General features: G+C 65.0%; 20 protein-coding genes and 1 pseudogene. 16 read left to right on the top strand and 5 right to left on the bottom strand.

Annotated features, from left to right (window positions below; all coding sequences use genetic code 11):
* Positions 1–3 precede the first annotated feature (3 nt).
* A pseudogene (gene nrdE / locus A9W99_RS27795) lies at positions 4–1,620 on the top strand (class 1b ribonucleoside-diphosphate reductase subunit alpha); the annotation flags it as partial.
* A 117-nt stretch (positions 1,621–1,737) separates the two neighbouring features.
* On the opposite strand, the gene A9W99_RS27295 reads toward nrdE, so the two are convergent.
* Entirely contained in the window at positions 1,738–2,166 is a 429-nt protein-coding gene (locus A9W99_RS27295) for a hypothetical protein (protein ID WP_253869919.1), read from the bottom strand.
* On the opposite strand from A9W99_RS27295, the gene A9W99_RS27560 reads away from it, so the two are divergent.
* From A9W99_RS27560 to nrdF, 4 genes are all read left to right on the top strand, one after another.
* A complete protein-coding gene (locus A9W99_RS27560) occupies positions 2,152–2,418 on the top strand; it encodes an NUMOD3 domain-containing DNA-binding protein (RefSeq protein ID WP_371514967.1) in 267 nt (88 codons plus the stop codon). The two genes, A9W99_RS27295 and A9W99_RS27560, sit on opposite strands and share 15 nt — an antisense overlap.
* A gap of 215 nt (positions 2,419–2,633) precedes the next feature.
* The gene (locus A9W99_RS16075; protein ID WP_156623131.1) at positions 2,634–3,386 is read left to right on the top strand and encodes a TetR/AcrR family transcriptional regulator; all 753 of its coding nucleotides are present in this window, start codon (positions 2,634–2,636) and stop codon (positions 3,384–3,386) included.
* Between the two features lie 170 nt (positions 3,387–3,556).
* Positions 3,557–5,122, top strand: a complete 1,566-nt coding sequence (locus A9W99_RS16070) for an NAD(P)/FAD-dependent oxidoreductase (RefSeq protein ID WP_067379879.1) — start codon at positions 3,557–3,559, stop codon at positions 5,120–5,122.
* A 197-nt stretch (positions 5,123–5,319) separates the two neighbouring features.
* Positions 5,320–6,294, top strand: a complete 975-nt coding sequence (nrdF, locus tag A9W99_RS16065; protein WP_172828888.1) for a class 1b ribonucleoside-diphosphate reductase subunit beta — start codon at positions 5,320–5,322, stop codon at positions 6,292–6,294.
* A gap of 178 nt (positions 6,295–6,472) precedes the next feature.
* On the opposite strand, the gene A9W99_RS16060 is transcribed toward nrdF, so the two are convergent.
* Entirely contained in the window at positions 6,473–8,182 is a 1,710-nt protein-coding gene (locus A9W99_RS16060) for a serine/threonine-protein kinase PknH/PknJ (protein WP_082930031.1), read from the bottom strand.
* 1,182 nt (positions 8,183–9,364) lie between these two features.
* Between A9W99_RS16060 and A9W99_RS16055 the strand changes: the two genes are divergently transcribed.
* Positions 9,365–9,721: a DUF4190 domain-containing protein gene (locus A9W99_RS16055; protein ID WP_067379873.1), complete on the top strand. Its 357-nt coding sequence runs from the start codon at positions 9,365–9,367 to the stop codon at positions 9,719–9,721.
* 91 nt (positions 9,722–9,812) lie between these two features.
* Positions 9,813–10,226, top strand: coding sequence for a DUF3349 domain-containing protein (locus A9W99_RS16050; RefSeq protein ID WP_067379869.1), 414 nt, complete (start codon positions 9,813–9,815; stop codon positions 10,224–10,226).
* On the opposite strand, the gene A9W99_RS16045 is transcribed toward A9W99_RS16050, so the two are convergent.
* Together A9W99_RS16045 and A9W99_RS16040 are read right to left on the bottom strand one after the other, a co-directional pair.
* Positions 10,215–11,255 carry an NAD(P)-dependent alcohol dehydrogenase gene (locus tag A9W99_RS16045; protein WP_067379866.1) on the bottom strand — a complete coding sequence of 347 codons (1,041 nt, stop codon included), beginning with the start codon at positions 11,253–11,255 and terminating at the stop codon, positions 10,215–10,217. The genes A9W99_RS16050 and A9W99_RS16045 overlap by 12 nt on opposite strands.
* Before the next feature lie 339 nt (positions 11,256–11,594).
* Complete coding sequence (locus A9W99_RS16040; protein WP_371514966.1) at positions 11,595–12,665, bottom strand: iron-siderophore ABC transporter substrate-binding protein; 1,071 nt, start codon at positions 12,663–12,665, stop codon at positions 11,595–11,597.
* Between the two features lie 220 nt (positions 12,666–12,885).
* Between A9W99_RS16040 and ctaD the strand changes: the two genes are divergently transcribed.
* From ctaD to A9W99_RS16000, 8 genes are all read left to right on the top strand, one after another.
* Positions 12,886–14,646 (top strand): cytochrome c oxidase subunit I, encoded by a 1,761-nt coding sequence (ctaD, locus tag A9W99_RS16035; RefSeq protein WP_067380819.1) that lies wholly within the window; start codon positions 12,886–12,888, stop codon positions 14,644–14,646.
* A gap of 12 nt (positions 14,647–14,658) precedes the next feature.
* Complete coding sequence (gene serB / locus A9W99_RS16030; protein WP_067379860.1) at positions 14,659–15,894, top strand: phosphoserine phosphatase SerB; 1,236 nt, start codon at positions 14,659–14,661, stop codon at positions 15,892–15,894.
* A gap of 112 nt (positions 15,895–16,006) precedes the next feature.
* Positions 16,007–16,867 carry an ABC transporter ATP-binding protein gene (locus A9W99_RS16025; protein WP_172828898.1) on the top strand — a complete coding sequence of 287 codons (861 nt, stop codon included), beginning with the start codon at positions 16,007–16,009 and terminating at the stop codon, positions 16,865–16,867.
* Positions 16,864–17,694, top strand: coding sequence for an NUDIX domain-containing protein (locus A9W99_RS16020; protein ID WP_067379854.1), 831 nt, complete (start codon positions 16,864–16,866; stop codon positions 17,692–17,694). The genes A9W99_RS16025 and A9W99_RS16020 overlap by 4 nt, the downstream gene beginning before the upstream one ends.
* Positions 17,691–18,431 carry an enoyl-CoA hydratase gene (locus A9W99_RS16015; RefSeq protein WP_067380816.1) on the top strand — a complete coding sequence of 247 codons (741 nt, stop codon included), beginning with the start codon at positions 17,691–17,693 and terminating at the stop codon, positions 18,429–18,431. Before A9W99_RS16020 ends, A9W99_RS16015 begins: the two co-directional genes overlap by 4 nt.
* 36 nt (positions 18,432–18,467) lie before the next feature.
* Positions 18,468–19,442, top strand: a complete 975-nt coding sequence (locus A9W99_RS16010; RefSeq protein WP_067379851.1) for a class I SAM-dependent methyltransferase — start codon at positions 18,468–18,470, stop codon at positions 19,440–19,442.
* 70 nt (positions 19,443–19,512) lie between these two features.
* Positions 19,513–20,703, top strand: coding sequence for a class I SAM-dependent methyltransferase (locus tag A9W99_RS16005; RefSeq protein WP_216639737.1), 1,191 nt, complete (start codon positions 19,513–19,515; stop codon positions 20,701–20,703).
* Positions 20,704–20,766: 63 nt separating this feature from the next.
* The gene (locus A9W99_RS16000; protein ID WP_067379845.1) at positions 20,767–21,450 is read left to right on the top strand and encodes an esterase; all 684 of its coding nucleotides are present in this window, start codon (positions 20,767–20,769) and stop codon (positions 21,448–21,450) included.
* A gap of 110 nt (positions 21,451–21,560) precedes the next feature.
* Here A9W99_RS16000 and A9W99_RS15995 read toward each other — a convergent pair whose 3' ends face one another.
* The gene (locus tag A9W99_RS15995; protein ID WP_067379843.1) at positions 21,561–22,925 is read right to left on the bottom strand and encodes a PQQ-binding-like beta-propeller repeat protein; all 1,365 of its coding nucleotides are present in this window, start codon (positions 22,923–22,925) and stop codon (positions 21,561–21,563) included.
* A 169-nt stretch (positions 22,926–23,094) separates the two neighbouring features.
* On the opposite strand from A9W99_RS15995, the gene A9W99_RS15990 reads away from it, so the two are divergent.
* Positions 23,095–23,832 (top strand): acyltransferase, encoded by a 738-nt coding sequence (locus tag A9W99_RS15990; RefSeq protein WP_067379841.1) that lies wholly within the window; start codon positions 23,095–23,097, stop codon positions 23,830–23,832.
* The last annotated feature ends 7 nt before the right edge of the window (positions 23,833–23,839 follow it).

Genomic DNA, 23,839 nt, shown 5'->3' with positions numbered 1-23,839 from the left:
CACAATTGCTTCCTCCTTCGCATCGAGGACAACATGGAGTCGATCGGGCGGTCGATCAACTCGGCGTTGCAGTTGTCCAAGCGCGGCGGGGGAGTTGCGCTGCTGCTGACCAACATTCGCGAACACGGCGCGCCGATCAAAAACATCGAGAACCAGAGCTCGGGTGTCATCCCGATCATGAAGCTGCTCGAGGACTCGTTCTCCTACGCCAACCAGCTGGGCGCGCGCCAGGGCGCGGGAGCGGTCTATCTGAACGCCCATCATCCAGACATCTACCGCTTCCTGGACACCAAGCGCGAGAACGCCGACGAGAAGATCCGGATCAAGACGCTGAGCCTCGGCGTGGTGATCCCCGACATCACTTTCGAGCTGGCCAAGCGTAACGACGACATGTACCTGTTCTCGCCTTACGACGTCGAGCGGGTCTATGGCCTCCCGTTCGCCGACATCTCGGTGACCGAGAAGTATTACGAGATGGTCGACGACGCGCGCATTCGCAAGACCAAGATCAAGGCGCGGGAGTTCTTCCAGACGCTCGCCGAGCTGCAGTTCGAGTCGGGCTACCCGTACATCATGTTCGAGGACACGGTGAACCGGGCCAACCCCATCGAAGGCAAGATCACCCACTCCAACCTGTGCTCGGAGATCCTGCAGGTGTCCACCCCGTCCGTCTTCAACGACGACCTCTCGTATGCCAAAGTGGGCAAAGACATTTCGTGCAACCTGGGCTCGTTGAACATCGCCAAGACGATGGACTCGCCGGACTTCGCCCAGACCATCGAGGTGGCGATCCGCGCGCTGACCGCGGTGAGCGACCAGACCCACATCACGTCGGTGCCCTCAATCGAGCAGGGCAACAACGACTCCCACGCCATCGGCCTGGGGCAGATGAACCTGCACGGCTATCTGGCGCGCGAGGGCATCTTCTACGGCTCCGAAGAAGGCGTCGACTTCACCAACATCTACTTCTATGCCGTGCTGTATCACGCGCTGCGGGCCTCCAACCGCATCGCGATCGAGCGTGGTACGCACTTCAAGGGATTCGAGCGGTCCAAGTACGCGTCGGGGGAGTTCTTCGACAAGTACACCGAGCAGTCGTGGGAGCCCAAGACCGAGAAGGTGCGTCAGCTGTTCGCCGACGCGGAGATCCGCATCCCGACGCAGGACGACTGGCGCCGGCTGAAAGAGTCGGTGCAGGCGCACGGCATCTATAACCAGAACCTGCAGGCGGTGCCGCCGACCGGGTCGATCTCCTACATCAACCATTCGACGTCGTCGATCCACCCGATCGTGTCGAAGGTCGAGATCCGCAAGGAAGGCAAGATCGGCCGCGTCTACTACCCGGCGCCCTACATGACCAACGACAACCTGGAGTACTACCAGGACGCCTACGAAATCGGCTACGAGAAGATTATCGACACCTACGCGGCGGCCACTCAGCATGTGGACCAAGGGCTTTCGCTGACGTTGTTCTTCAAGGACACGGCGACCACCCGCGACGTGAACAAGGCGCAGATCTACGCCTGGCGCAAGGGAATCAAGACGCTGTACTACATCCGGCTGCGCCAGATGGCGCTGCAGGGGACTGAGGTGGAAAATTGCGTCAGCTGCATGTTGTGACGATTTGTCTCTGACAGCAGAGAATCCGTGACCGCCAAACTTCCGTCCGGGGGCGTGATCTATGGGATCAGGCTCCGGTCGGAGTCCGGCTATCGCTATGTAGGTCTCACGACCAAGTCAGCCAAGATTCGCCTCCGGCAGCATGTAAAAGTCGCGCGGTCGGGAAGGAAAACCCCTTTCTACGATTGGCTTCGAGTGCACGATGGGGATGGTGTCGTCGCCGACGACCTTGATCGGGTAGAAGGCCTCGGAGAGCTCGGACAGGCAGAGATCGAATGGATCGAGCGGCTCAGAATGCGCGGGCACCCACTGCTCAATTTGTCTCGGGGAGGTCTGGGTCCGATGGGGATTGAATGGACGGCCGAAATGCGAGAGGCAGCGAAGATTCGATCGACGGGCCGGAAAGGCGTGAGTAGATTCGCTGACGATAACCCCTTCTACGGTCGCACCCATGGTGCTGCGCAGCGTGCGAAATGGTCGAAGCTTCGGAAGGGGCGTAACGGCGGGCCTGACAATCCCAACTACGGAAAGATCGGTGAGAATCACCCGAGCTTCGGTCGTGTCATGTCGCAGGAAGCCCGCGAAAGGCTGGCCGAACAAAGGCGAGGCGTCCGCAACCCGAACTACGGGCGCAAGGCAAGCGATGAAACCCGCGCAAAGATGTCGGCAGTGCGTAAGGGTCGGCCAATGCCGTCGAGTAGGCGTAGCGCCCACACCGGATATCACACCAATCGGGGTATCAGGAAAGACACCTGTCGCTACTGCATTGAAAATTCGCCATGCGAAACCACACGGTGATTGTCGGCCGAAACTTTCCGCGCGGCGGCGTGGGTTTCTGGGTGTCGCGAGTGGTATGTACGACGTCCAGTCGTCGTGTTGTTCGGCCAGCTTGTCGCCGATAGGCGGACCAGGCCCTCGTGGGTGGGGAAGATGCCGACCACGTCGGTGCGGCGTCGCCACTTCTGGGCCCGGTCTGCCCAGCTCAGCAGCCACAGCGCGGTAAGGTGCTTGGCGTGGTGAGAATGCCTCGACCGGCTAGACCGCACCACTCCGCCCCGAAGCCAGGAGTGAAGGTCGACGCGCGCAGCGAACGCTGGCGTGAACACCGCAAGAAGGTGCGCGGCGAAATCGTCGAGGCCGCCTTCCGGGCGATCGAACGTTCGGGCCCCGACGTGAGCGTGCGGGAGATTGCCGAGGAGGCCGGTACCGCCAAGCCGAAGATCTACCGGCATTTCCACGACAAGTCCGACCTGTTCGAGGCAATCGGGGAACGCCTGCGCGACATGCTATGGAGCGCGATTTTCCCGAACATCGACCTGACCCGCGACTCGGCCCGCGAGGTGATCCGGCGCAGCGTCCAGGAGTACGCCAACCTCGTCGACAAGTACCCCAACGTGGTGCGGGTCTTCATTCAGGGCCGTTTTGTGGCCCAGTCCGAGGCGGCGGTGCGCACACTCAACGAAGGCCGGGAGATCACCCTGACCATGGCCGAAATGTTCAACAACGAGCTGCGCGAGATGGAGCTGAGTCGCGATGCGCTGGAACTTGCCGCGTTCGCCGCGTTCGGGTCGGCCGCGTCGGCGACCGAGTGGTGGCTGGGCCCGGAGCCCGACAGCCCGCGACGCATGCCGGCCGACCAGTTCGTCGCACATCTGACGACGATCATGATGGGCGTCATCGTCGGCACCGCCGAGACGCTCGGCATTTCCATGGATCCTGACCAGCCGATCCACCATGTGGTACCGAGTAATCCCGCTGTGAGTTGAGCCACGTCCCGCGTCGAACAACGTTGACATACTCGAGGCATTCGATAACACTCGTCCTAACCGATACCCTGGGTACTAGGTATTTGTTCGGTAGTTGCAAGGCCAGGCGTCTACCACCCACAGACGCGCCAGCAAACGCCCCAGCCGAGACTCAATAGGAAGACCAATCAATGACTGATACGGCGATTCCCATCAGCCAAACGGAGTCCCTGCCTTCCCAAGATTCCCCCACGCCGGTGCACACCCGCGTCGTCATCATCGGGACCGGCTTCTCCGGCCTGGGCATGGCGATCGCGCTGCAGCGGCAGGGAGTGGACTTCGTCATTCTGGAGAAGGCGGACGACGTCGGCGGCACCTGGCGGGACAACAGCTACCCCGGCTGCGCATGCGACATCCCGTCGCACCTGTATTCGTTCTCGTTCGAGCCGAAGCCGGACTGGAAGAACCCGTTCTCGTATCAGCCCGAGATCTGGGACTACCTCAAGGGCGTCACCGACAAGTACGGGCTGCGCCGCTACATCGAGTTCAACTCGTTGGTCGACCGCGGACACTGGGACGAGGACGAGTACCGCTGGCACGTGTTTACCACCGACGGACGCGAATACGTCGCCCAGTTCCTGGTCTCCGGGGCGGGCGCATTACACATTCCATCCTTCCCCGACATCGAGGGTCGCGAGGAATTCGCAGGTCCGGCGTTTCACTCCGCGGAGTGGGACCACAGCGTCGATTTGACCGGCAAGCGGGTTGCGATCATCGGAACGGGCGCCAGCGCGATCCAGATCGTGCCCGAGATCGTCGGGCAGGTCGCCGAACTGCAGCTCTACCAGCGCACCCCGCCGTGGGTGGTGCCGCGGTCCAACCCCGACCTGCCGCGGTCGCTGCGCCGGGCCATGCAGACGGTACCCGGGCTGCGAGCGCTGACGCGTCTCGGTATCTACTGGGCCCAGGAGGCGCTGGCCTACGGCATGACGAAGCGGCCGAATGCGCTGAAGTTCATCGAGGCCTACTGCAAATACAACATTCGCCGCTCGGTCAAGGATCGTGAGCTGCGCCGGAAGCTGACCCCAAAGTACCGCATCGGTTGCAAGCGAATTCTGAACTCGTCCACCTACTACGGCGCCGTCGCAGATCCCAAGACGCAACTGATCACCGACGGGATCTCCCGGATCACCCGCGACGGCATCGTCACCTCCGACGGAACCGAACACAAGGCCGACCTGATCGTGTACGCCACCGGCTTCCACGTCACCGACTCCTACACCTACGTCCAGATCAAGGGCCGGCACGGCGAGGACCTGGTGGACCGCTGGAACCGGGAGGGCATCGGCGCACACCGCGGGATCACCGTCGCGGACATGCCCAACCTGTTCTTCCTGCTGGGACCCAATACCGGGCTGGGGCACAACTCGGTGGTGTTCATGATCGAATCGCAGATTCACTACGTCGCCGACGCGATCGCGACGTGCGACAAGCTGGGCGCGCAGGCGCTCGCACCGACGCGCGCCGCGCAGGACCGGTTCAACGACGAGCTGCAGGCCAAGCTGGCGACGTCGGTGTGGAACAGCGGTGGCTGCAGCAGCTGGTACCTCGACGAGCACGGCAAGAACACAGTGCTGTGGGGCGGCTACACCTGGCAGTACTGGAGGGCGACCCGCGGGGTCAAGCCTGAGGAGTACCAGTTCTACGGGGTGGGCAAGGGCGCTAAGGCCAATCGGCCGGCGCTGGCCGCCAGCTAGGTCTGCCGAGCAGACGCAAAAGCACCCAATTCAGCGCCGATTTGGGTGTTTTTGCGTCTGCTCGCGCCACTTTGCGTGCGCCGGCTCCGCGACACGGCAAACACAACTTCTTGTGTTGCCTCGCCTTGTCGGACCCCAGGGGTAGTGTTTGAAGTCCAAGCACGGCAACCAAATCGAGCGTGTGAAGTGGGGTTTCGGTGACCGAGAACATGAAGCTGATCGACCGCGTTTCGGCGATCAACTGGAATCGGCTGCAAGACGAGAAGGACGCCGAAGTCTGGGATCGGCTGACCGGAAATTTCTGGCTACCGGAGAAGGTGCCGGTGTCCAACGACATGCCGTCGTGGGGCACATTGACCGCCGGTGAGAAGCAGCTGACCATGAGAGTCTTCACCGGGCTGACCATGCTGGACACCATCCAGGGCACCGTCGGTGCGGTCAGCCTGATTCCCGACGCGCTGACCCCGCACGAGGAAGCCGTCTATACCAACATCGCTTTCATGGAATCGGTGCATGCCAAGAGCTACAGCCAGATCTTCTCCACGCTGTGTTCGACCGCCGAGATCGACGACGCCTTCCGCTGGTCGGAGGAGAACCCGAATCTGCAGCGTAAAGCCGAAATCGTGCTCAAGTACTACCGCGGCGACGAGCCGCTGAAGCGCAAGGTGGCCTCCACGCTGCTGGAGAGCTTTTTGTTCTACTCGGGCTTCTATCTGCCCATGTACTGGTCGAGCCGGGCCAAGCTGACCAACACCGCCGACATGATCCGGCTGATCATTCGCGACGAGGCCGTACACGGCTACTACATCGGCTACAAGTTCCAGCGCGGCCTGCAGCTGGTCGACGAGGCCAAGCGCGCCGAGCTCAAGGACTACACCTACGAGCTGCTTTTCGACCTGTACGACAACGAGGTGGAGTACACCCAGGACCTTTACGACGAAGTCGGGCTCACCGAAGACGTCAAAAAGTTCTTGCGCTACAACGCAAACAAGGCGCTGATGAACTTGGGCTATGAGGCACTGTTCCCGCGCGACGAAACGGACGTGAACCCGGCGATCCTTTCGGCGCTGTCACCCAACGCCGACGAGAACCACGACTTCTTCTCGGGTTCCGGGTCGTCGTACGTGATTGGCAAGGCCGTCGTCACCGAGGACGAGGACTGGGACTTCTAAAAGCACACGTCAGGCGCTGTAATCGTCAGGCACGGTACCGGGCTCGGTGAACACTTTCGACAGGCCAATTACGTTAGCCGGACTGTTGGACAAGCTGCGGCAATCGTCGAGGGGCGGTCATCGCGGCCCACTGTCACTGGTCAAGTCGATGAGCGACAACGGCGCGTGCTGAATGGGCCTAAGTAGGTACTTTGGAGGCAATCTGAGTGGCGACGGTGATCCCTTGATCCGTCGTGTTGTGTAGGGTGCAAGCTCCTACGTCGATCACCACATTGTTGCGGGCCGTCAGTGCCCGTTGACACGCCCAAGCCTCCCTGTTGGCCACCAGGGTTGTTGTTGCGGTGACTGTGCCGTTGGTGGTGGACACTGGGCCGACGTTCCACCGGTTATGAGGATTTGTGCTTGTGTCGGTGTAGCTGCGGTTGGCGCACGCCTGCCAGCTTTGCGATGACGCGCTGACAAACGCGGTAGCTGCCTGCACCGAGGGAAACAACACTACAAACTGCTGCACGTAGTGCGTGTGATGCCCCGGCTCCATGATCAGTTGTCCGTGCACGGCGGTCCATCCGCTTCCGTCGTAGGCCCCCGCCTCTGCCTCGCCGCTGACAGGCAGGCACTCGGGAGGCGCCGCCGGGTTGGTGCCGACATCCATCATGGTGTTCCACGTCTGGTTGACAGTCATTCCGGTGGCACTCATTGCGGCGTTCACCTGGTCGGGGCTGAGCAGAAGCCCATCCAGTGCCGTCTCCATGACCGGCGGCGGGGGTGGGGGCGTGGTCGTGGTCGCGACCGTCGGGGCCGCAGAGGGCCGAGCGGTGGTGGAGGGCGGTGAAGTATTGGCTGACGGGCGTAGTAGGTAGCCCGTGATCCCAGCGACGGCAAGGAGCGTGACGATCGCAGCGGCGATCAGACTCGGCTGGCGTTGGCGCCACCACGGGGTTGAAATCGTCTCGGAACGTATCCGCTCCACCGGGCCGTCTTGTTGACCGGCGGCGGTCGGAAGGGCGGCGAAGCGATTGCCCGCCGGTTCGGTGGCTGGGATGCGCGTCGAACTCGGCGTTGATCGCTGAATCGGAACGGTGATCGCCTCGGCGGCGGCGTCGGCCAACTCGACGGTAGTGGCATAGCGGTCATCGGGATTTTTTGCCATCCCGGTCGCGATCACCTCGTCAACCTGAGCAGGTACTTCCGGCCGGTTGATCGAGGGTCGGGGTGGGGGCGTATTCAAGTGTGCGGCGACCAGGCGCGCCATCGTATTAGCGGAAAAAGGCGGATCGCCGATGAGGCATTCATAAAGTACGCAGGCCAGCGAGTAGATGTCGGCGCGGGCATCTTCTTCGCCTGCGGTGTCTAAACGCTCAGGCGCGATGTACTGGAAAGTGCCGAGCATATAACCAGACTTGGTCATTCGCGTTTCGTCGAGGGCACGGGCGATCCCAAAATCGATCAGGTAGGCAAAGTCGTTCTCATTGAGCAGGATGTTGGAGGGTTTGATGTCGCGGTGCAGCAGCCCCACCTTGTGGGCGGCGTGCAGCGCCTCGGCGACCTGTCCGATGATGCGCACCGCCCGCACGGGATCCAGCGGCCCGTCGGCCAACACACTTTGCAGATCGCGGCCCTCGATCAATCGCATATCCACATAAAGGCGGCCGTCGATTTCGCCGTAGTGATGGATCGGAATGACGTGCGGGTCGCTTAATCGTGCCGCCGCATGTGCTTCTCGGCGGAATCGCCGCTGAAACTCCTCATCTTCAGACAAATTGGGAGGCAAGAGTTTAAGCGCAACGACGCGGTCGGTCTCGGTATCGTGGGCACGCCAAACCTCACCCATACCGCCACGGCCCAGCAACTCAATCAGCCGGTAGCGTCCGAATTCCACCTCGTCCATGGCAGGGCCTTCCGCCATCTACTCAGATGGAAAACGATACCGACCCCGGCGGGCGATTGTTCGGGTTTGATGTGAGTCGATCCACTTGCCAAAAATGCCTGGCGGCAAGCGCTCTCACAGCGCATCTGCTACAGCTATCGATGGGACCGCCCCGACCCGTCCCCATATTCTTGCTGACTTGACAGCATCGAATATGGTCCATATGAGCGTCGGGCTGAAATTGGACTGCCCGAGTGGCAACTATGTAAGTTTCATTGCGGGAATTGGCAGGCCAACCCTCCACTATCAAGTTGTGACCAAGGCTCCTGATGCGCGGCACCGCAGGTTAGCCGCGCTCCCAGCGAGCGCGCAGACATGATCCGGAGCGTGGCGACGGCATTGAGGGCATACCTGCGCTAGTAGTGAAGCTTGCTGAAGCGAACCAACAAATCGATCGGCGCGGGTTCGTGCTGGCGCATAATTCGGCCGGCCCTTGGCGCTGAAGCGGAGCGCAATTGCCTGTTAATTTGCCGAGAATCCGCCGATGCTATTCTCCGAACTTGCTCGCTGGTGACTCGACCCGGTGCTACTGCGCATTGAAGAGTGCCATACATAGCTCAGCGGAGGTCTAAAGAACGTGGCAATCAAACGAGGGTTCGCCGTAGCCGCCATGCTCGCCGGGTTAGCTGTCGGTACAGCTGGCAACGGGTGGGCTGACACGACGATGAGCGGTCCCTACTCTGCGACAGATACCAGCTCGGCAGGCCGAAGTACGACGGCGACTTGGTACTTCACGCCCTGCGGTGACGAATGCGCGGATGTAGACCTCGGCAACGGAATGAGCTCGCAAGCGCGATTCACGAACGGTCAATGGGTAATGGATGTAGCGGGTGACGCGGCCGACTGCGGAGATGGCACCCACGTTCCCAGCGCCCAGGACATTCACTACGCCTGGGATGCAAACACCCTTGCGGGCACAGCCAAAGTCACCTACACGGTGCCGGCTTGCGGACACGGCACCGGGACATGGAAGCACACTATTCAATTGAGGCAAGCACCCTGACCCATTGCCTCGCTTTGCCTTGCGGAGCGGACCCGGGCCAGTCTCTTTGCGCACGTTAATGTCTTGCGGCAGAAGGAACCCCGAAACTGCAAATTCGCGGGGTAGAGTACTAACTTCGCTTTGTCCCGAAGGAGGTCGCCGTGTCGGAACCGCCCAGCTACCCGCCTCCACCGCCGCCGCCGGGTGATCACGGGTACCCGCCCTCATCGGGCGGCTACGGTTATCCCCCGCCGGCGGCGGGCGGCTATGGCTATCCGCAGCAGGGCAGCGTCGGCACCAACAGCATGGCCATCGCGTCGTTGGTGTGCTCCCTGGTCGGCTGGATGTGCATCATCGGGCCCATCCTCGGCTTGATCTTTGGCTTCGTCGCGTTGGGCCAAATCAAGCAGACAGGTCAGGACGGCCGCGGCATGGCGATCGCCGGGATAGCGATCAGCGGCGCGGTTATCGGGTTGCTCGTCCTCATCGGGATCGCACAACTGTTCATTTCCCACTAGTCGCGCATGGGACTTCGAGAGGTGAACGGCGCATGAATTGTCTGGATCGGACGAGCGGGGGCGAATCAACAGCCATGACACTGATGGGGTGATGACATCTGGTTCCCCTCGTAGTCACCCCAGCTTTGTGCGGTCCGTAGTGCGCTGGCTGCAGGCCGGCTATCCCGACGGCGTGCCCGGGCCCGATCGGGTGCCACTGCTGGCGCTGTTGCGCAGCACGCCGCTTACCTCCGAACAGCTCAAAGAGGTAGTCAGCAACCTCACCGCCAAAGGCTCGCCCGCCGTCGCCGACGGCGTGATCGACGGCAACGAAATCGCCGAGTCCATCGCCGAGCTGACCAACCACGATCCCGGCCCGGAGAACGTCCGGCGAGTGGCCGCCACGCTGGCCGCCGCCGGTTGGCCGCTGGCCGGCATCGACGTCAGCGAGGTGATCCCGGGTGACGAAGACGGCGAGGCCGCCGAAGAGGTCGCGTGGCAGCCACGCGCTTCGTCACACCTTTGAGATGTCGATGACGAAGCGGTAGCGCACGTCGCTGGCCAGCACCCGTTCGTAGGCCTCGTTGATGTAATCCGGTGTGATGACCTCGATTTCGGGCGTCACGCCGTGTTCGGCACAGAAGTTCAGCATCTCCTGGGTTTCGGCGATACCGCCGATGTTGGACCCGGACAGGCTGCGCCGCGCCAGCGCCAGCGCGAATGCCGGTACCGGCATCGGGTGTTCGGGGATGCCCAGCTCGACGAGGGAGCCGTCGACGTCGAGCAGGTTCAGGTAGGCGCCCAGATCCAGGTTCGCCGACACGGTGTTCAGGATCAGGTCGAAGCTGCCGCGCAGTTTGCGGAAGGTGTCCGGGTCGGCCGTCGCGTAGTAATTGCTTGCGCCCAAACGCAATCCGTCTTCCATCTTCTTCAGTGACTGGGACAGCACCGTCACCTCGGCGCCCATCGCGGCGCCCAGCTTGACGCCCATGTGACCGAGCCCGCCCAGGCCGATGATGGCCAGCCGGGTGTCGGGCCCCGCCTTCCAATGCCGCAGCGGCGAGAACAGCGTGATACCCGCGCATAGCAGAGGTGCCGCGGCGTCCAGCGGCAGCGAATCGGGGATTCGCACCACGAAGTTCTCGTCGACGACGATCGCCTGGCTGTAGCCACCCTGCGTCGGGGTGCCGTCCTTGTCGATGGAGTTGTAGGTGAACGTCGCGCCCGGCTTGCAGTACTGTTCTAGTCCCGCCTTGCAGCTGCGGCATTGGCCGCAGGAGTTCACCATGCAGCCCACGCCGACGTGGTCACCCACCTTGTGTTTGGTGACCGCAGAGCCCACGGCCGTCACTACACCGGCGATCTCGTGGCCGGGGACGACAGGGTAGTTGGGTTTGCCCCACTCGGCTTTGACGGTGTGGATGTCGGAGTGGCAGATGCCGGCGAACTCGATGTCGATCGCGACGTCGTGCGGACCCGGGTCGCGGCGGTCGATCGTGGTTTTCGTCAACGGCGCGGTGGGCGAGGTTGCGGCGTATGCGGAAACAGTGCTCATAACAGCCTTCTTGTCTTTGTCTTGGGGAGTCCTCAAAAAGTTTAGTTAGGTTAAAGTTGTTTTTCCAACCGGCCAGGTAGGGCCCGACGGCCAGCTTATGACGTTCGGCCGGAAGAGCAGCCCACCGGAAGTCGCTGGGGCCAAGGCCTGAGGCGGCCACGTCGTCGGGGTCGTCGCGCAGCGCTTCGGCCTCTTCCGCAATCGAGCCCGTCGATGTGCGCGCTCTGCCTCCAGAATTGCGGCACGGGCCGCCTCGGACCGGGACTTGCCCTCGCTGGTTAAGGCCACCAGGGCGCGTTCCACGTTGTGCCAAGCCAGCGTCGGCCGATCGGGGCTCGCCTAATTGATCGGCGCGTTGACCCAGCGCAGGTCGTCGACAATGCCGCGCGCGGCAATCAAACCCTGGCCGGTCTGCCAGATTTCGTCGTTGACGACGAAGACCCGGTTGTCGCGATAGGCGGAGAGCTTGCGCCACGGGTCGCTGTCGAAGATGGTCGCGGCATGCTCCGCCACTGCAGATGACGTGCAGGACACATAGATGATGTCGGCGTCGGCGGCCGACCAATCCGGCGACCTGGCCAGGTCGGCGTCGGTGGTGCCGAATTCGATGAAGGCCTTGTCGGTGAACCGCTGTGACGCGGGCCGGTCCACCCCGACCGCGACAAGCACGCTGGCCGGAAAGTTTTTGGACCCGTACACGCGCATGGTGTTGTCGGTCAGCTCGACGATCGAGGCCTGGAAGTGCGCCGCGTCATGCTTGGACCCGACCTCGCTGGCCCGTCGGGAGAAGCCGGCGATCAGCCCGTCGACTGCGGCGCCGCGCGCGGTGGCCGCACCGACACCGCGCAGGTTGTCCTGCCAGCCTGCGCCCGGTGCCCCGGTGAACACCGTGGGAGCGATCGCCGCCAGCTGCGGATACAACTTCGGCGTCAAGCCCTGCGAGCCGAGGATCAGATCGGGGTGGGCGGCCTTGATGGCGTTCAGGTCGGGGGAGCCGCGGGTCCCCACGCCGGGCAGCCCGTGCACCGCGTTGCCCAAGTAGGACGGCTGACCGGACGAGCCGTCCGGCAGCGCCGCGCCGACGACCCGCGACTGCAGACCCAGCACGCACAGCGCGTCGAGCTGGTCGCCGGAAAGCACCACGATGCGCTGCGGGTCGGACGGCACCTGCACGACGTCGGGTGTGACGCCCTCGGCATTGTGGGCCGGACGGGTCGGCGGTCCCGGGTCCGGGGCGGCGGCATCGTGCGCGCACGATTCGTCGGACTTGCGATCGTTACCCAGCACGCCGGCCCCCGCGATCTGGGTCGTCGGGGTAGGCACTGACCGCGACGGCTTGGGAGGGTGATCGGACCCGCACGCGCTGCACGTCAGAATCGCCGCCGCCGCGGCTACCGAGGCTGCTGACATGAGTCGCATCCGGCCGAAACGCACGGGTCCGACGGTAACATCCGCTCGCCCCGGCCCCCTCCGCCGAAACGGGCCGAACGCACGTCAGAAGGGATTACGACAGTTTGTAGGACCAAACCTTCCACTGACCCCATCGAAGGCTAAGATTCTGGGCAGTGTTGGTTTTTTGGGGCCTCTTGGCTTTTAGGCCTCTATCCGGGACGGATGTTTGGAGGAGCTGTTGACAGCCGAAGCGCCCCCGTTGGGAGAACTCGAAGCCGTCCGTCCCTACCCGGCTCGGACGGGTCCCAAAGGGAACCTGGTCTACAAGCTGATCACCACCACCGATCACAAGCTGATCGGCATCATGTACTGCGTCACCTGCTTCATCTTCTTCTTCATCGGCGGGTTATTGGCGCTGTTGATGCGCACCGAGTTGGCCGTGCCGGGTCTGCAGTTCCTGTCGAATGAGCAGTACAACCAGCTGTTCACCATGCACGGCACGATCATGCTGCTGTTCTACGCGACCCCGATCGTGTTCGGCTTCGCAAATCTCGTGTTGCCGCTTCAGATCGGCGCCCCCGATGTGGCATTCCCGCGACTGAATGCCTTCTCATTCTGGTTGTTTGCGTTCGGCGGCATAATCGGGATGGCCGGCTTCATCACGCCCGGCGGGGCGGCCGACTTCGGCTGGACCGCCTACACCCCGCTAACCGACGCCATCCACTCGCCCGGGGCTGGCGGCGACCTGTGGATCATGGGCCTGATCGTCGCCGGTCTGGGCACCATCCTGGGCGGGGTCAACATGATTACCACGGTGGTCTGCATGCGCGCCCCCGGCATGACCATGTTCCGGATGCCGATTTTCACCTGGAACATCATGGTGACGTCAATCCTGGTGTTAATCGCGTTCCCGCTGCTGACCGCCGCGCTGTTCGGGCTGGCCGCCGACCGCCACCTTGGCGCACACGTCTACGACCCCGCCAACGGCGGAGTGTTGTTGTGGCAGCACCTGTTCTGGTTCTTCGGGCATCCCGAGGTCTACATCGTCGCCCTCCCGTTTTTCGGCATAGTCACCGAGATCATCCCGGTGTTTGCCCGCAAACCGATCTTCGGCTACACCACGCTGGTATACGCGACGCTGTCGATCGCCGCGCTGTCGGTGGCGGTTTGGGCGCACCACATGTTCGCCACCGGAGCCGTCCTGCTTCCGTTCTTCTCCTTCATGACATATCTGATCGCGGTGCCCACTGGGATCAAGTTCTTCAACTGGATCGGCACCATGTGGAAGGGCCAGTTGACATTTGAGACGCCTATGCTGTTCTCGGTCGGGTTCCTGGTGACCTTCCTGCTAGGTGGCCTGACCGGTGTGATACTGGCCAGCCCACCGCTGGACTTCCACGTCACCGACAGCTATTTCGTGGTCGCCCACTTCCACTACGTGTTGTTCGGAACGATCGTGTTTGCGACGTTTGCCGGCACCTACTTCTGGTTCCCCAAGATGACCGGTCGACTGCTCGACGAACGGCTGGGCAAGCTGCACTTCTGGTTGACGTTCATCGGTTTCCACACCACGTTTCTTGTGCAGCACTGGCTCGGCGACCTGGGCATGCCACGCCGCTACGCGGACTACCTGAAGAGCGACGGCTTCATACCGTACAACGTCGTCTCGACCATCGGCGCGTTCATTCTGGGCGCGTCGATGCTGCCGTTCGTGTGGAACGTCTTCAAGAGCTGGCGCTACGGCGAGGTGGTAACCGTCGACGACCCGTGGGGCTACGGCAATTCGCTCGAGTGGGCCACCAGCTGCCCGCCGCCGCGGCATAACTTCACCGAGCTGCCCCGCATCCGCTCCGAGCGGCCGGCGTTCGAGCTGCACTACCCGCACATGGTGGAGCGACTCCGCGCAGAGGCCCACATCGGGCGCCACGCCACTGCCGGCGAGTCGCCCAAGGGATTCGGCCCACGGACCGAACCGGACCGCTCGACGAGTAAGCAGTAGCGGCTTCCGCGAGTGAACTCGCCACCCAGGGTGTCGGTGCTGATCACCGTCACCGGCGCGGACCAGCCAGGTGTCACGTCCGCGCTTTTCGACGTGCTCTCGCAGCACAAGGTCGAGCTGCTCAACGTCGAACAGGTGGTGATCCGCGGCCGTCTCACACTAGGGGTGCTGGTGTCGGTGGCCACGGACGTAGCCGAGGACACCGCGCTGCGGCGCGATGTCGAGGCCGCGATTCACCAGGTGGGCCTGGATGTCACGATCGAGCGCAGCGACGACCTGCCGATCATCCGGGAGCCCTCGACCCACATCATCATGGTGCTGGGCCGGCCCATCACCGCCGAGGCGTTCGCCGCGGTGGCCCGCGAGGCCGCCGCGCTCGGCGTCAACATCGACCTGATCCGCGGCGTTTCGGACTATCCGGTTACCGGGCTGGAACTGCGCGTGTCGGCGCCGCCGAAGGCCGGTGACGAGCTGAAGACCGCGCTGACCAGGGTCGCCGCCGAAGAACAGGTCGATGTGGCGGTCGAGAGTTACGGGCTGGACCGGCGCGCCAAGAGGCTAATCGTGTTCGACGTCGATTCGACGCTGGTCCAGGGCGAGGTCATCGAAATGCTGGCAGCCCGGATGGGCGCCCAAGGCAAGGTCGCGGCGATCACCGAGGCCGCGATGCGCGGCGAGCTGGATTTCGCCGAGTCGCTGGTGCAGCGCGTGGCCACCTTGGCGGGCATGCCGGCCAGCGTTCTCGACGAGGTCGCCGCTCAGCTGAAGCTCATGCCTGGTGCACGTACTACGCTACGGACGTTGCGGCGCTTGGGTTTTCGGTGCGGCGTCGTGTCGGGGGGATTCCGGCGGGTCATCGATCCGCTGGCGCACGAGCTGATGCTGGACTTCGTCGCCGCCAACGAGCTGGAGATCGTCGACGGGGTGCTGACTGGGCGCGTCGTGGGGCCGATCGTCGACCGGGCCGGCAAGGCCAAGGCGCTGCGCGACTTCGCCGAACAGGCCGGGGTATCGATGGAGCAGACGGTCGCCGTCGGCGACGGCGCCAACGACATCGACATGCTGGCGGCCGCGGGGCTGGGCGTGGCTTTCAACGCCAAGCCGGCGCTGCGCGCGGTGGCCGACGCGTCGTTGAGCCATCCGTACCTGGATACGGTGCTGTTCTTGCTGGGTGTTACCCGCGGCGAGATCGAGGCCGCCGACGCGGTCGACGGCGTGGTCCGCCGCGTCGAGATCCCCCCGCGGTAGCGCGCACCTTCCCTGCCGCGAGGGTGCGCAAATGTACGCCAAAGACGGCGAAATCCCGTGCATATGCGCACGCTCGCGGTTACGGATGGGGGCTTGCGTCTGTTCGCCGGGCATACGGCACGATGATCGGGTGCCCGAAACCGGCCTCGAAACCGTCAACCCGGATCTGCTGATCGATTTCAGAGGCGTTTCGCTGCGCCGCGGTGGCCGTGTTCTGGTCGGTCCCGTCGATTGGACCGTCGAGCTCGACGAGCGCTGGGTGATCATCGGTCCCAACGGGGCAGGTAAGACGTCGCTGCTGCGCATCGCCGCGGCCACCGAACACCCGTCGTCGGGAGCGGCCTACGTGCTCGGCGAGCGGCTCGGCCGCGTCGACGTCTCCGAACTGCGCGCGCGGATCGGGCTGAGCTCGTCGGCGCTGGCGCAACGGGTGCCCGACAACGAGCTGGTCCGCGACCTGGTCGTGTCAGCCGGCTACGCGGTGCTGGGCCGGTGGCGGGAGCGCTACGAGGATGTCGACTACCGCCGCGCGGTCGACATGCTGGAGAGCCTGGGCGCCGAGCACCTGGCTGACCGTACCTACGGCACGCTGTCGGAAGGCGAGCGCAAACGGGTGCTGATCGCCCGGGCGCTGATGACCGACCCCGAGTTGCTGCTGCTCGACGAGCCCGCGGCCGGGCTGGACCTCGGCGGGCGCGAAGAGCTGGTGGCGCGTTTGACCGACCTGGCCGCCGACCCCGACGCGCCGGCGCTGGTGCTGGTCACCCACCATGTGGAGGAGGTGCCGCCCGGCTTCAGCCACTGCATGCTGCTCTCGGAGGCAAAGGTGGTGGCCGCGGGTTTACTGCCCGAAGTGCTGACCGCCCAAAACCTGTCCATCGCCTTCGGTCAGTCGATCGCCCTGGACGTCGTCGACGGACGCTATTTCGCCAGGCGGGTCCGCACCCGCGCAGCCCACCGGAGGCCGTCATGAACGCAACCCAGACGCCACTCACGCCACGACCAGCCGCGACGGTGATGCTCGTCCGCGACGCCGAGCCGGATGCCGCAGCAGGCGTCAGCGTGTTCCTGATGCGCCGACATTCCGCGATGGAGTTCGCCGCCGGGGTGATGGTGTTTCCCGGCGGTGGCGTCGACGACCGCGACCGCAACGCCGATATCGCGTGGGCCGGACCGCCGCCGGACTGGTGGGCGCAGCGTTTCGGCATCGAACCCGACCTGGCCGAGGCGCTGGTCTGCGCCGCGGCCCGGGAGACGTTCGAGGAGTCCGGGGTGCTGTTCGCCGGGCCGGCCAACGATCCGGCAGGAATCGTGCGTGATGCCTCGATCTATCGCGATTCCCGGCAGGCGCTGGCCGATCGATCGCTGTCCTTCGCGGACTTCCTGCGTCGGGAAAACCTGGTGCTGCGCTCGGATCTGTTGCGGCCGTGGGCGAATTGGGTCACCCCGGAGGCCGAGCTGACGCGTCGCTACGACACCTATTTCTTCGTTGGAGCGCTGCCCGAAGGCCAGCGTGCCGACGGCGAGAACACCGAATCCGACCGTGCCGAATGGATGTCGCCGCAGGCCGCCATCGCGGACTTCGAAGCCGGCCGCAACTTCCTGCTGCCGCCGACTTGGACGCAGCTCGATTCGCTGGCCGGCCGCACCGTCGCCGACATCCTGGCCGTGGAGCGTCAGATCGTCGCGGTGCAACCGCATCTGGAAATCCAAGGCGACAACTGGATTTTCGAGTTCTTCGACTCCGACCGCTACCACGCCGCCCGCAAGAAAGGCGGAACCATGGGGTGGCCGCTGTGAGCGAGTTCGTCAGCGTCGTGGTCAGTGACGGCTCACAGGACGCCGGTCTGGCGATGCTGCTGCTGTCGCGGCCGCCCACCAACGCCATGACCCGTCAGGTCTACCGCGAAATTGCCGCTGCGGCAGACGAATTGGGCCGGCGCGACGACGTGGCCGCGGTGATCCTGTTCGGCGGCCACGAGATTTTCTCGGCCGGCGATGACATGGCAGAACTGCGGACGCTGAGCCCCGCGGAGGCCGGCACCGCCGACCGGGTCCGGCGCGCGGCCATCCACGCCGTCGCGACGATGCCGAAACCGACGGTCGCCGCGATCACCGGATACGCACTGGGCGCTGGCCTGACGCTGGCGCTGGCCGCCGACTGGCGGGTGAGCGGCGACAACGTGAAGTTCGGCGCCACCGAGATCCTGGCCGGCCTGGTTCCCGGTGGTGACGGGATGGCCCGTTTGACCCGCGCTACCGGCGACAGCCGGGCCAAGGAGCTGGTGTTCAGCGGACGCTTCTTCGACGCCAAGGAGGCCATGGCGTTCGGCCTGATCGACGAGATGGTGGCTCCCGACGACGTGTACGACGGCGCCGCGGCCTGGGCGCGCCGCTTCCTGGACGGACCCCCGCACGCGCTGGCCGCCGCCAAGGCCGGGATCAATGCCCTCTGGGAGCTAGCGCCCGCCGAGCGCCTAGCGGCCGAACGCGACCGCTATGTCGAGGTGTTCGCCGCTGGTCAGGACGGCGGCTGACGGGACCGGACGGACCGGCGGTTAGGCTAGCCATTCATGACGACGAGTTCGACCGACGCGGCGCCCAACCCGCATGCCACCGCGGAGCAAGTGGAAGCCGCACGGCACGACAGCAAGCTGGCCCAGGTGCTCTACCACGACTGGGAAGCCGAGAGCTATGACGAGAAGTGGTCCATCTCGTACGACCAGCGGTGTGTCGAATACGCTCGCCACTGCTTCGACGCCGTCGTGCCTGATGAGGTCACCCGTGAGCTGCCCTACGACCGGGCCCTGGAACTGGGCTGCGGGAGTGGGTTCTTCCTGCTCAACTTGATTCAGGCCGGGGTGGCGCGGCGCGGCTCGGTCACCGATCTCGCACCCGGAATGGTCAAGGTCGCGACCCGCAACGGGCAATCGCTCGGTCTGGACATCGACGGCAGGGTTGCCGACGCCGAGGGCATCCCGTACGACGACAACACCTTCGACCTGGTGGTGGGGCACGCGGTGCTGCACCACATTCCCGACGTCGAACTGTCGCTGCGTGAGGTGCTGCGCGTGCTGAAGCCTGGCGGCCGGTTCGTCTTCGCCGGCGAGCCCACCAACGTCGGCAATGGATACGCTCGTGCGCTCGCGGATCTGACGTGGAATGTCACCATCCGCGCGGTAAAGCTGCCCGGGCTGGGCGCCTGGCGCCGTCCACAGGCCGAGATCGACGAGAACTCTCGTGCGGCGGCCCTCGAGTGGGTCGTCGACCTGCACACCTTTGATCCCAAAGACCTGGAAACGATGGCGACCAATGCCGGTGCCGTCCAGGTCGACACCGCCACCGAAGAGTTCACCGCCGCCATGCTGGGATGGCCCTTGCGCACCTTCGAGTCGACGGTGCCGCCGGGCAAGCTGGGCTGGGGGTGGGCGAAGTTCGCCTTCACCAGCTGGAAGACGCTGAGCTGGATGGACTCCAACGTATGGCGTCGCCTGGTGCCGAAAGGCTGGTTCTACAACGTGATGATCACCGGGGTCAAGCCGTCTTGAGCCGGAGCCCCGACGCGGTTCAGCACGGCGACGATGCGGGCCGTCCAGCGGCCCGAGGAGGAGCCGGGCAATCAAATTCAGCACGGAGGACGTCAGATACCTGCGGTCCGAATCGGGTGCCGCGGCTCTGCAAGCGGTCGCTGAACTCTCGCTGACGGAGTCCACCCGTCTAGCCGATACCGCCGCGGCGCGAGCCCGGTTCGGCGAACGGGCGCCGGTGCTGGTGGAGACGACGCTGCTGCGCCGCCGCGCGGTATTCAAACTGGCTGAGCTGGGGCCAACGTATGACATGTCCAAATGGCTGTTCACCGACGAGGCGCTGCAGCAAGCCACGGCTGCGCCGGTAGCCCGGCACCGGGCCGCCCGCCTGGCCCGACACGGTGGTCCGGTGCACGACTCCACCTGTTCCGTCGGCACCGAACTGGCGGCGCTGCTCGCCGCGGGAACTCAAGCCGTGGGCAGCGATATCGATCCGGTGCGGCTGGCGATGGCACGGCACAACCTGGGTCCCGCGGCCAACCTGTTGCGCGCCGACGCACTGGCCCCGGTGACCCGCGACGCGGTCGTTGTCGTCGACCCCGCGCGTCGCAGCGGCGGGCGGCGGCATTTCAACCCCGACGACTATCAGCCTGGCCTGGGGGAGTTGATGGACCGCAACCGCGGACGGGACCTGGTCGTAAAGTGTTCCCCCGGAATCGATTTCGAGCACCTGAAGCGGCTGGGATTCGACGGGGAAATCGAGGTGACGTCGTTTCGCGGTTCGGTCCGCGAGGCGTGCCTGTGGTCAGCGGGGCTGGCCGCGCCTGGTGTGCACCGCCGGGCCAGCATCCTGGACAGCGACGAGCAGATCACCGACGCCGAGCCGGACGACTGCCCGGTGCGGCCCGCCGGGCGATGGATCGTCGACCCCGACGGCGCTGTGGTGCGCGCGGGTCTGGTCCGCCACTACGGCGCGCGGCACGGGCTGTGGCAGCTCGACCCCGACATCGCCTACCTGTCCGGAGACCGGCTGCCGCCGGGGGTGCGGGGCTTCAAGGTGCTCGAAGAGCTGGCGTTCGACGAGCGCCGGCTGCGGCAGGCACTGACAGCGCTGGACTGTGGTGCACTCGAAATCCTGGTCCGCGGTGTGCAGGTGGACCCCGACGCGCTGCGGCGGCGGCTGCGGCTGCGGGGCGACCGGCAGCTGTCCGCGGTGATCACCCGCATAGGTTCAGGGCCGGCAAGTCACGCGACCGTCTTCGTCTGCCTACCCTCGCGGTAGCGACCGGTAAGCTGACGGCAATCTCTTCCAGGCACCCCTCGAGTCTGCGAGGACAACTCGACAATGCGTTATTCAACAGCGGCCGCGCTGCTGGCTTTCGCGGTCTGGACCGCGTGTCCGGCTGCGGCTGAGCCGCCGTCGTGCACCGGCTTGGGCGGCACCATCGTGGCCGCTCAGACCTGCCGTCTGCATGCGTCCGGCCCGACGTACACGCTCAACATGACGTTCCCGACGGACTATCCCGACGAGCAGGCGCTGACCGACTACATCACGCAGAACCGCGACGGGTTCGTCAACGTCGCGGAGGGGTCCGGGGCGCGTGATCACCCCTACCAGATGGACGCCACCAGCGAGGAGCACAGCGCCGGGCAACCCCCGCACAACACTCGCAGCGTGGTGCTCAAGTTCTTCCAGGATCTGGGTGGGACGCGGCCGTCCACTTGGTTCAAGGCGTTCAACTACCACCTGGGGACCAAGCAGCCGATCACATTCGACACGCTGTTCGCTCCCGGCACCGCCCCACTGGAAAGTATCTTCCCGATCGTCCAGCGCGAGCTGGAGCACGAGAACGCGCTGGGCGCCGCGATATCGCCGTCGTCGGGCCTGGACTCGTCGCACTACCAGAACTTCGCCATCACCGACGACGCGCTGATCTTCTACTTCTCGCCGGGCGAGCTGTTGCCGTCGTTCGCCGGCGCGACCCAGGCCCAGGTGCCGCGCAGCTCCATCCCGCCGCTCGCGATTTAACGGCGAGCTGGGGGCACTCCCCTACCTGCGGTGTGGGCCCACCCGCTTGCGGGGGAACGCAAAATCCCCCGAAATTGACTGTTTTGACGGGATTTTGCGTCTGCTCGGCACTAGGCCGCCGGCGCGAAGCTGTAGACCTGGCCGTCGCTGGTGGCGGTCACCACCGCGCGATCCTTGGCCACCGAAACCCCCACGGGATATCCGGTGGCCGACGGCAGCGGATAGCTATTGACGGTGTGGCCGTTGGCCGGATCGAACACCAGCAACGACATTCCCGGCGCGTTGTCTCGCGGTGGCCCGCTGACCACCGCATAACCGGCGTCGCTTCCGGCCAGGCTCGACGTGGAGAGCGGAGTGACGTCGTCGCGGCGCCAGGCCGGATCGGCGTGGTCTCCGGCGTCCCGGAACGCCACCAGCCGCGTGTCCGGGCCGCCGCCGGACACGACGAGACCGTTCGGCGTGACCGCCGGCGGCGTCTGCGTCAGAAACCCCAGCGGCACCGACCACTTGGTTTTCCCGTCTGCGGCGCGGAATGCCCACAGCCGCTGGTCGCGGCCGTTGACGTAGACGGTTGACCCGTCGGCGGACAACACGGGGCTGGCCAGAACCCCGGCGGTGACGGCGTCGCTGGTCCATTCCCGAGTCAGCAATGGTGTCTGTCCCGGGTGGTACTTCAGCCCTACCAGCCCCGCGCCCAACGCGCCCGGCTGCCAGACACCAAGCACCACCGTCCCGCTCGCCGCGGAGAACGCGGGAGCGGCCGCGACCGGGCAGCCCTGCTTCGCCGGCACGCAGTCGGCCAATCCGCGGGTGGCGTCGGTGGGGTCGACACCGTCCACCAGATCCAGCGGCGGGCCGACCGAGACACCGCGGTGGGAGTCGAAGACGAGCACCTGTCCCAGGTGCGTAGTGACGAGCAGTCGACCGCCCGCCAGAAATCTCGGGGTGGACGGCATCCCGATCACCGGCTGGCGCCAGCGGGTCCATTGGGTCGGCGGAAAAGAGTCCATCGCTCCCGGCTGACCGACGTACAGGTTGTCGAATCCGTCGAACAACGGCCCGCCCACGCCGCCGCCCTGGACCAGCCGGACACACCAGCGTTGCCGGCCGTTCTCGTTGTTCTCCCACTCCATCAGCGAACATCCGGCCGGCGTCTGCGCGTTGAGCGCCAGATAACCGCGCGCGCTCAGCGCCGGCCCGGCAGCCAAGCTGCCCTTGACCGAGCGCGTCCAGCGCAATGCCAGCCTGGTCGCGCCGTTCGTGGAGGTATAGCTGCTGTTGGCGGCATCGCCGTACTGAGCGGACCAGCCCTGCGCGGGTGCCGCGTCCACCCACGCGTCGGTGTTGCCGCAGCCGCCGAGCCCGATCACGAGCACGACCACGACACCGGCCGCCAGCAGACGTCGCGCAAGCACCTCTTGCTTTCGCAGGGTTCCGAAATTCCTTTCGTATCGTTCCGATACACGCTTCGTCATGAGCAGCTATCGAGTACAGGTGAGGGTAACGCGTGGAGCTTGGCCGCTGCCTGATCGACTGGCGGTTCCCCCGCCGTTCCGGCGCGCATCGGCGCCGACTGTGCCTGATTGCCCGGCTACTCAGCCCGCCGTTCCGGCGCGCATCGGCGCCGGGCTAAGCTTTCCGGCCATGACGAGCATGTGGGGGGCGCCGTTGCATCGCCGCTGGCGCGGCTCGCGGCTGCGGGATCCGCGCCAGGCGAACTTCCTCACCCTGGCATCGCTGAGGTGGATGCTGAGAAACCGGGCCTACACGCCGTGGTACCTGGTCCGGTATTGGCGACTGCTGAGGTTCAAGCTCAAGAACCCGCACATCATCACCCGCGGCATGGTGTTCCTCGGCAAGGGCGTCGAGATCCACTGCACACCCGAACTGGCGCAGCTGGAGATCGGGCGCTGGGTGCACATCGGCGACAAGAACACCATCCGCGCCCACGAGGGCTCGCTGCGGTTCGGCGACAAGGTGGTGCTCGGTCGTGACAACGTCATCAACTGCTACCTCGACATCGAACTCGGCGATTCGGCGCTGATGGCGGACTGGGTTTACGTCTGCGACTTCGACCACCGGATGGACGACATCAACGTCCCGATCAAGGACCAGGGCATCGTCAAATCCCCGGTGCGGATCGGTCCGGACACCTGGATTGCCACCAAGGTGACCATCCTGCGCGGCACATCGATCGGGCGGGGCTGCGTGTTGGGATCGCACGCGGTGGTGCGAGGTGTCATCCCCGACTATTCGATCGCGGTCGGCGCACCGGCCAAGATCGTCAAGAACCGGAAGCTGTCCTGGGAGAGCTCGGCAGCGCAGCGCGCCGAGCTGGCCGCCGCGCTGGCCGACATCGAACGCAAGAAGGCGTCCCGATAGCAGTCGG

Origin of the sequence: Mycobacterium sp. 1164966.3, from assembly GCF_001665395.1 — a bacterium.
GTDB lineage: Bacteria > Actinomycetota > Actinomycetes > Mycobacteriales > Mycobacteriaceae > Mycobacterium.
Note: the sequence above shows the minus strand (reverse complement) of the source record. Positions and strands in the feature narration are given on the sequence as shown.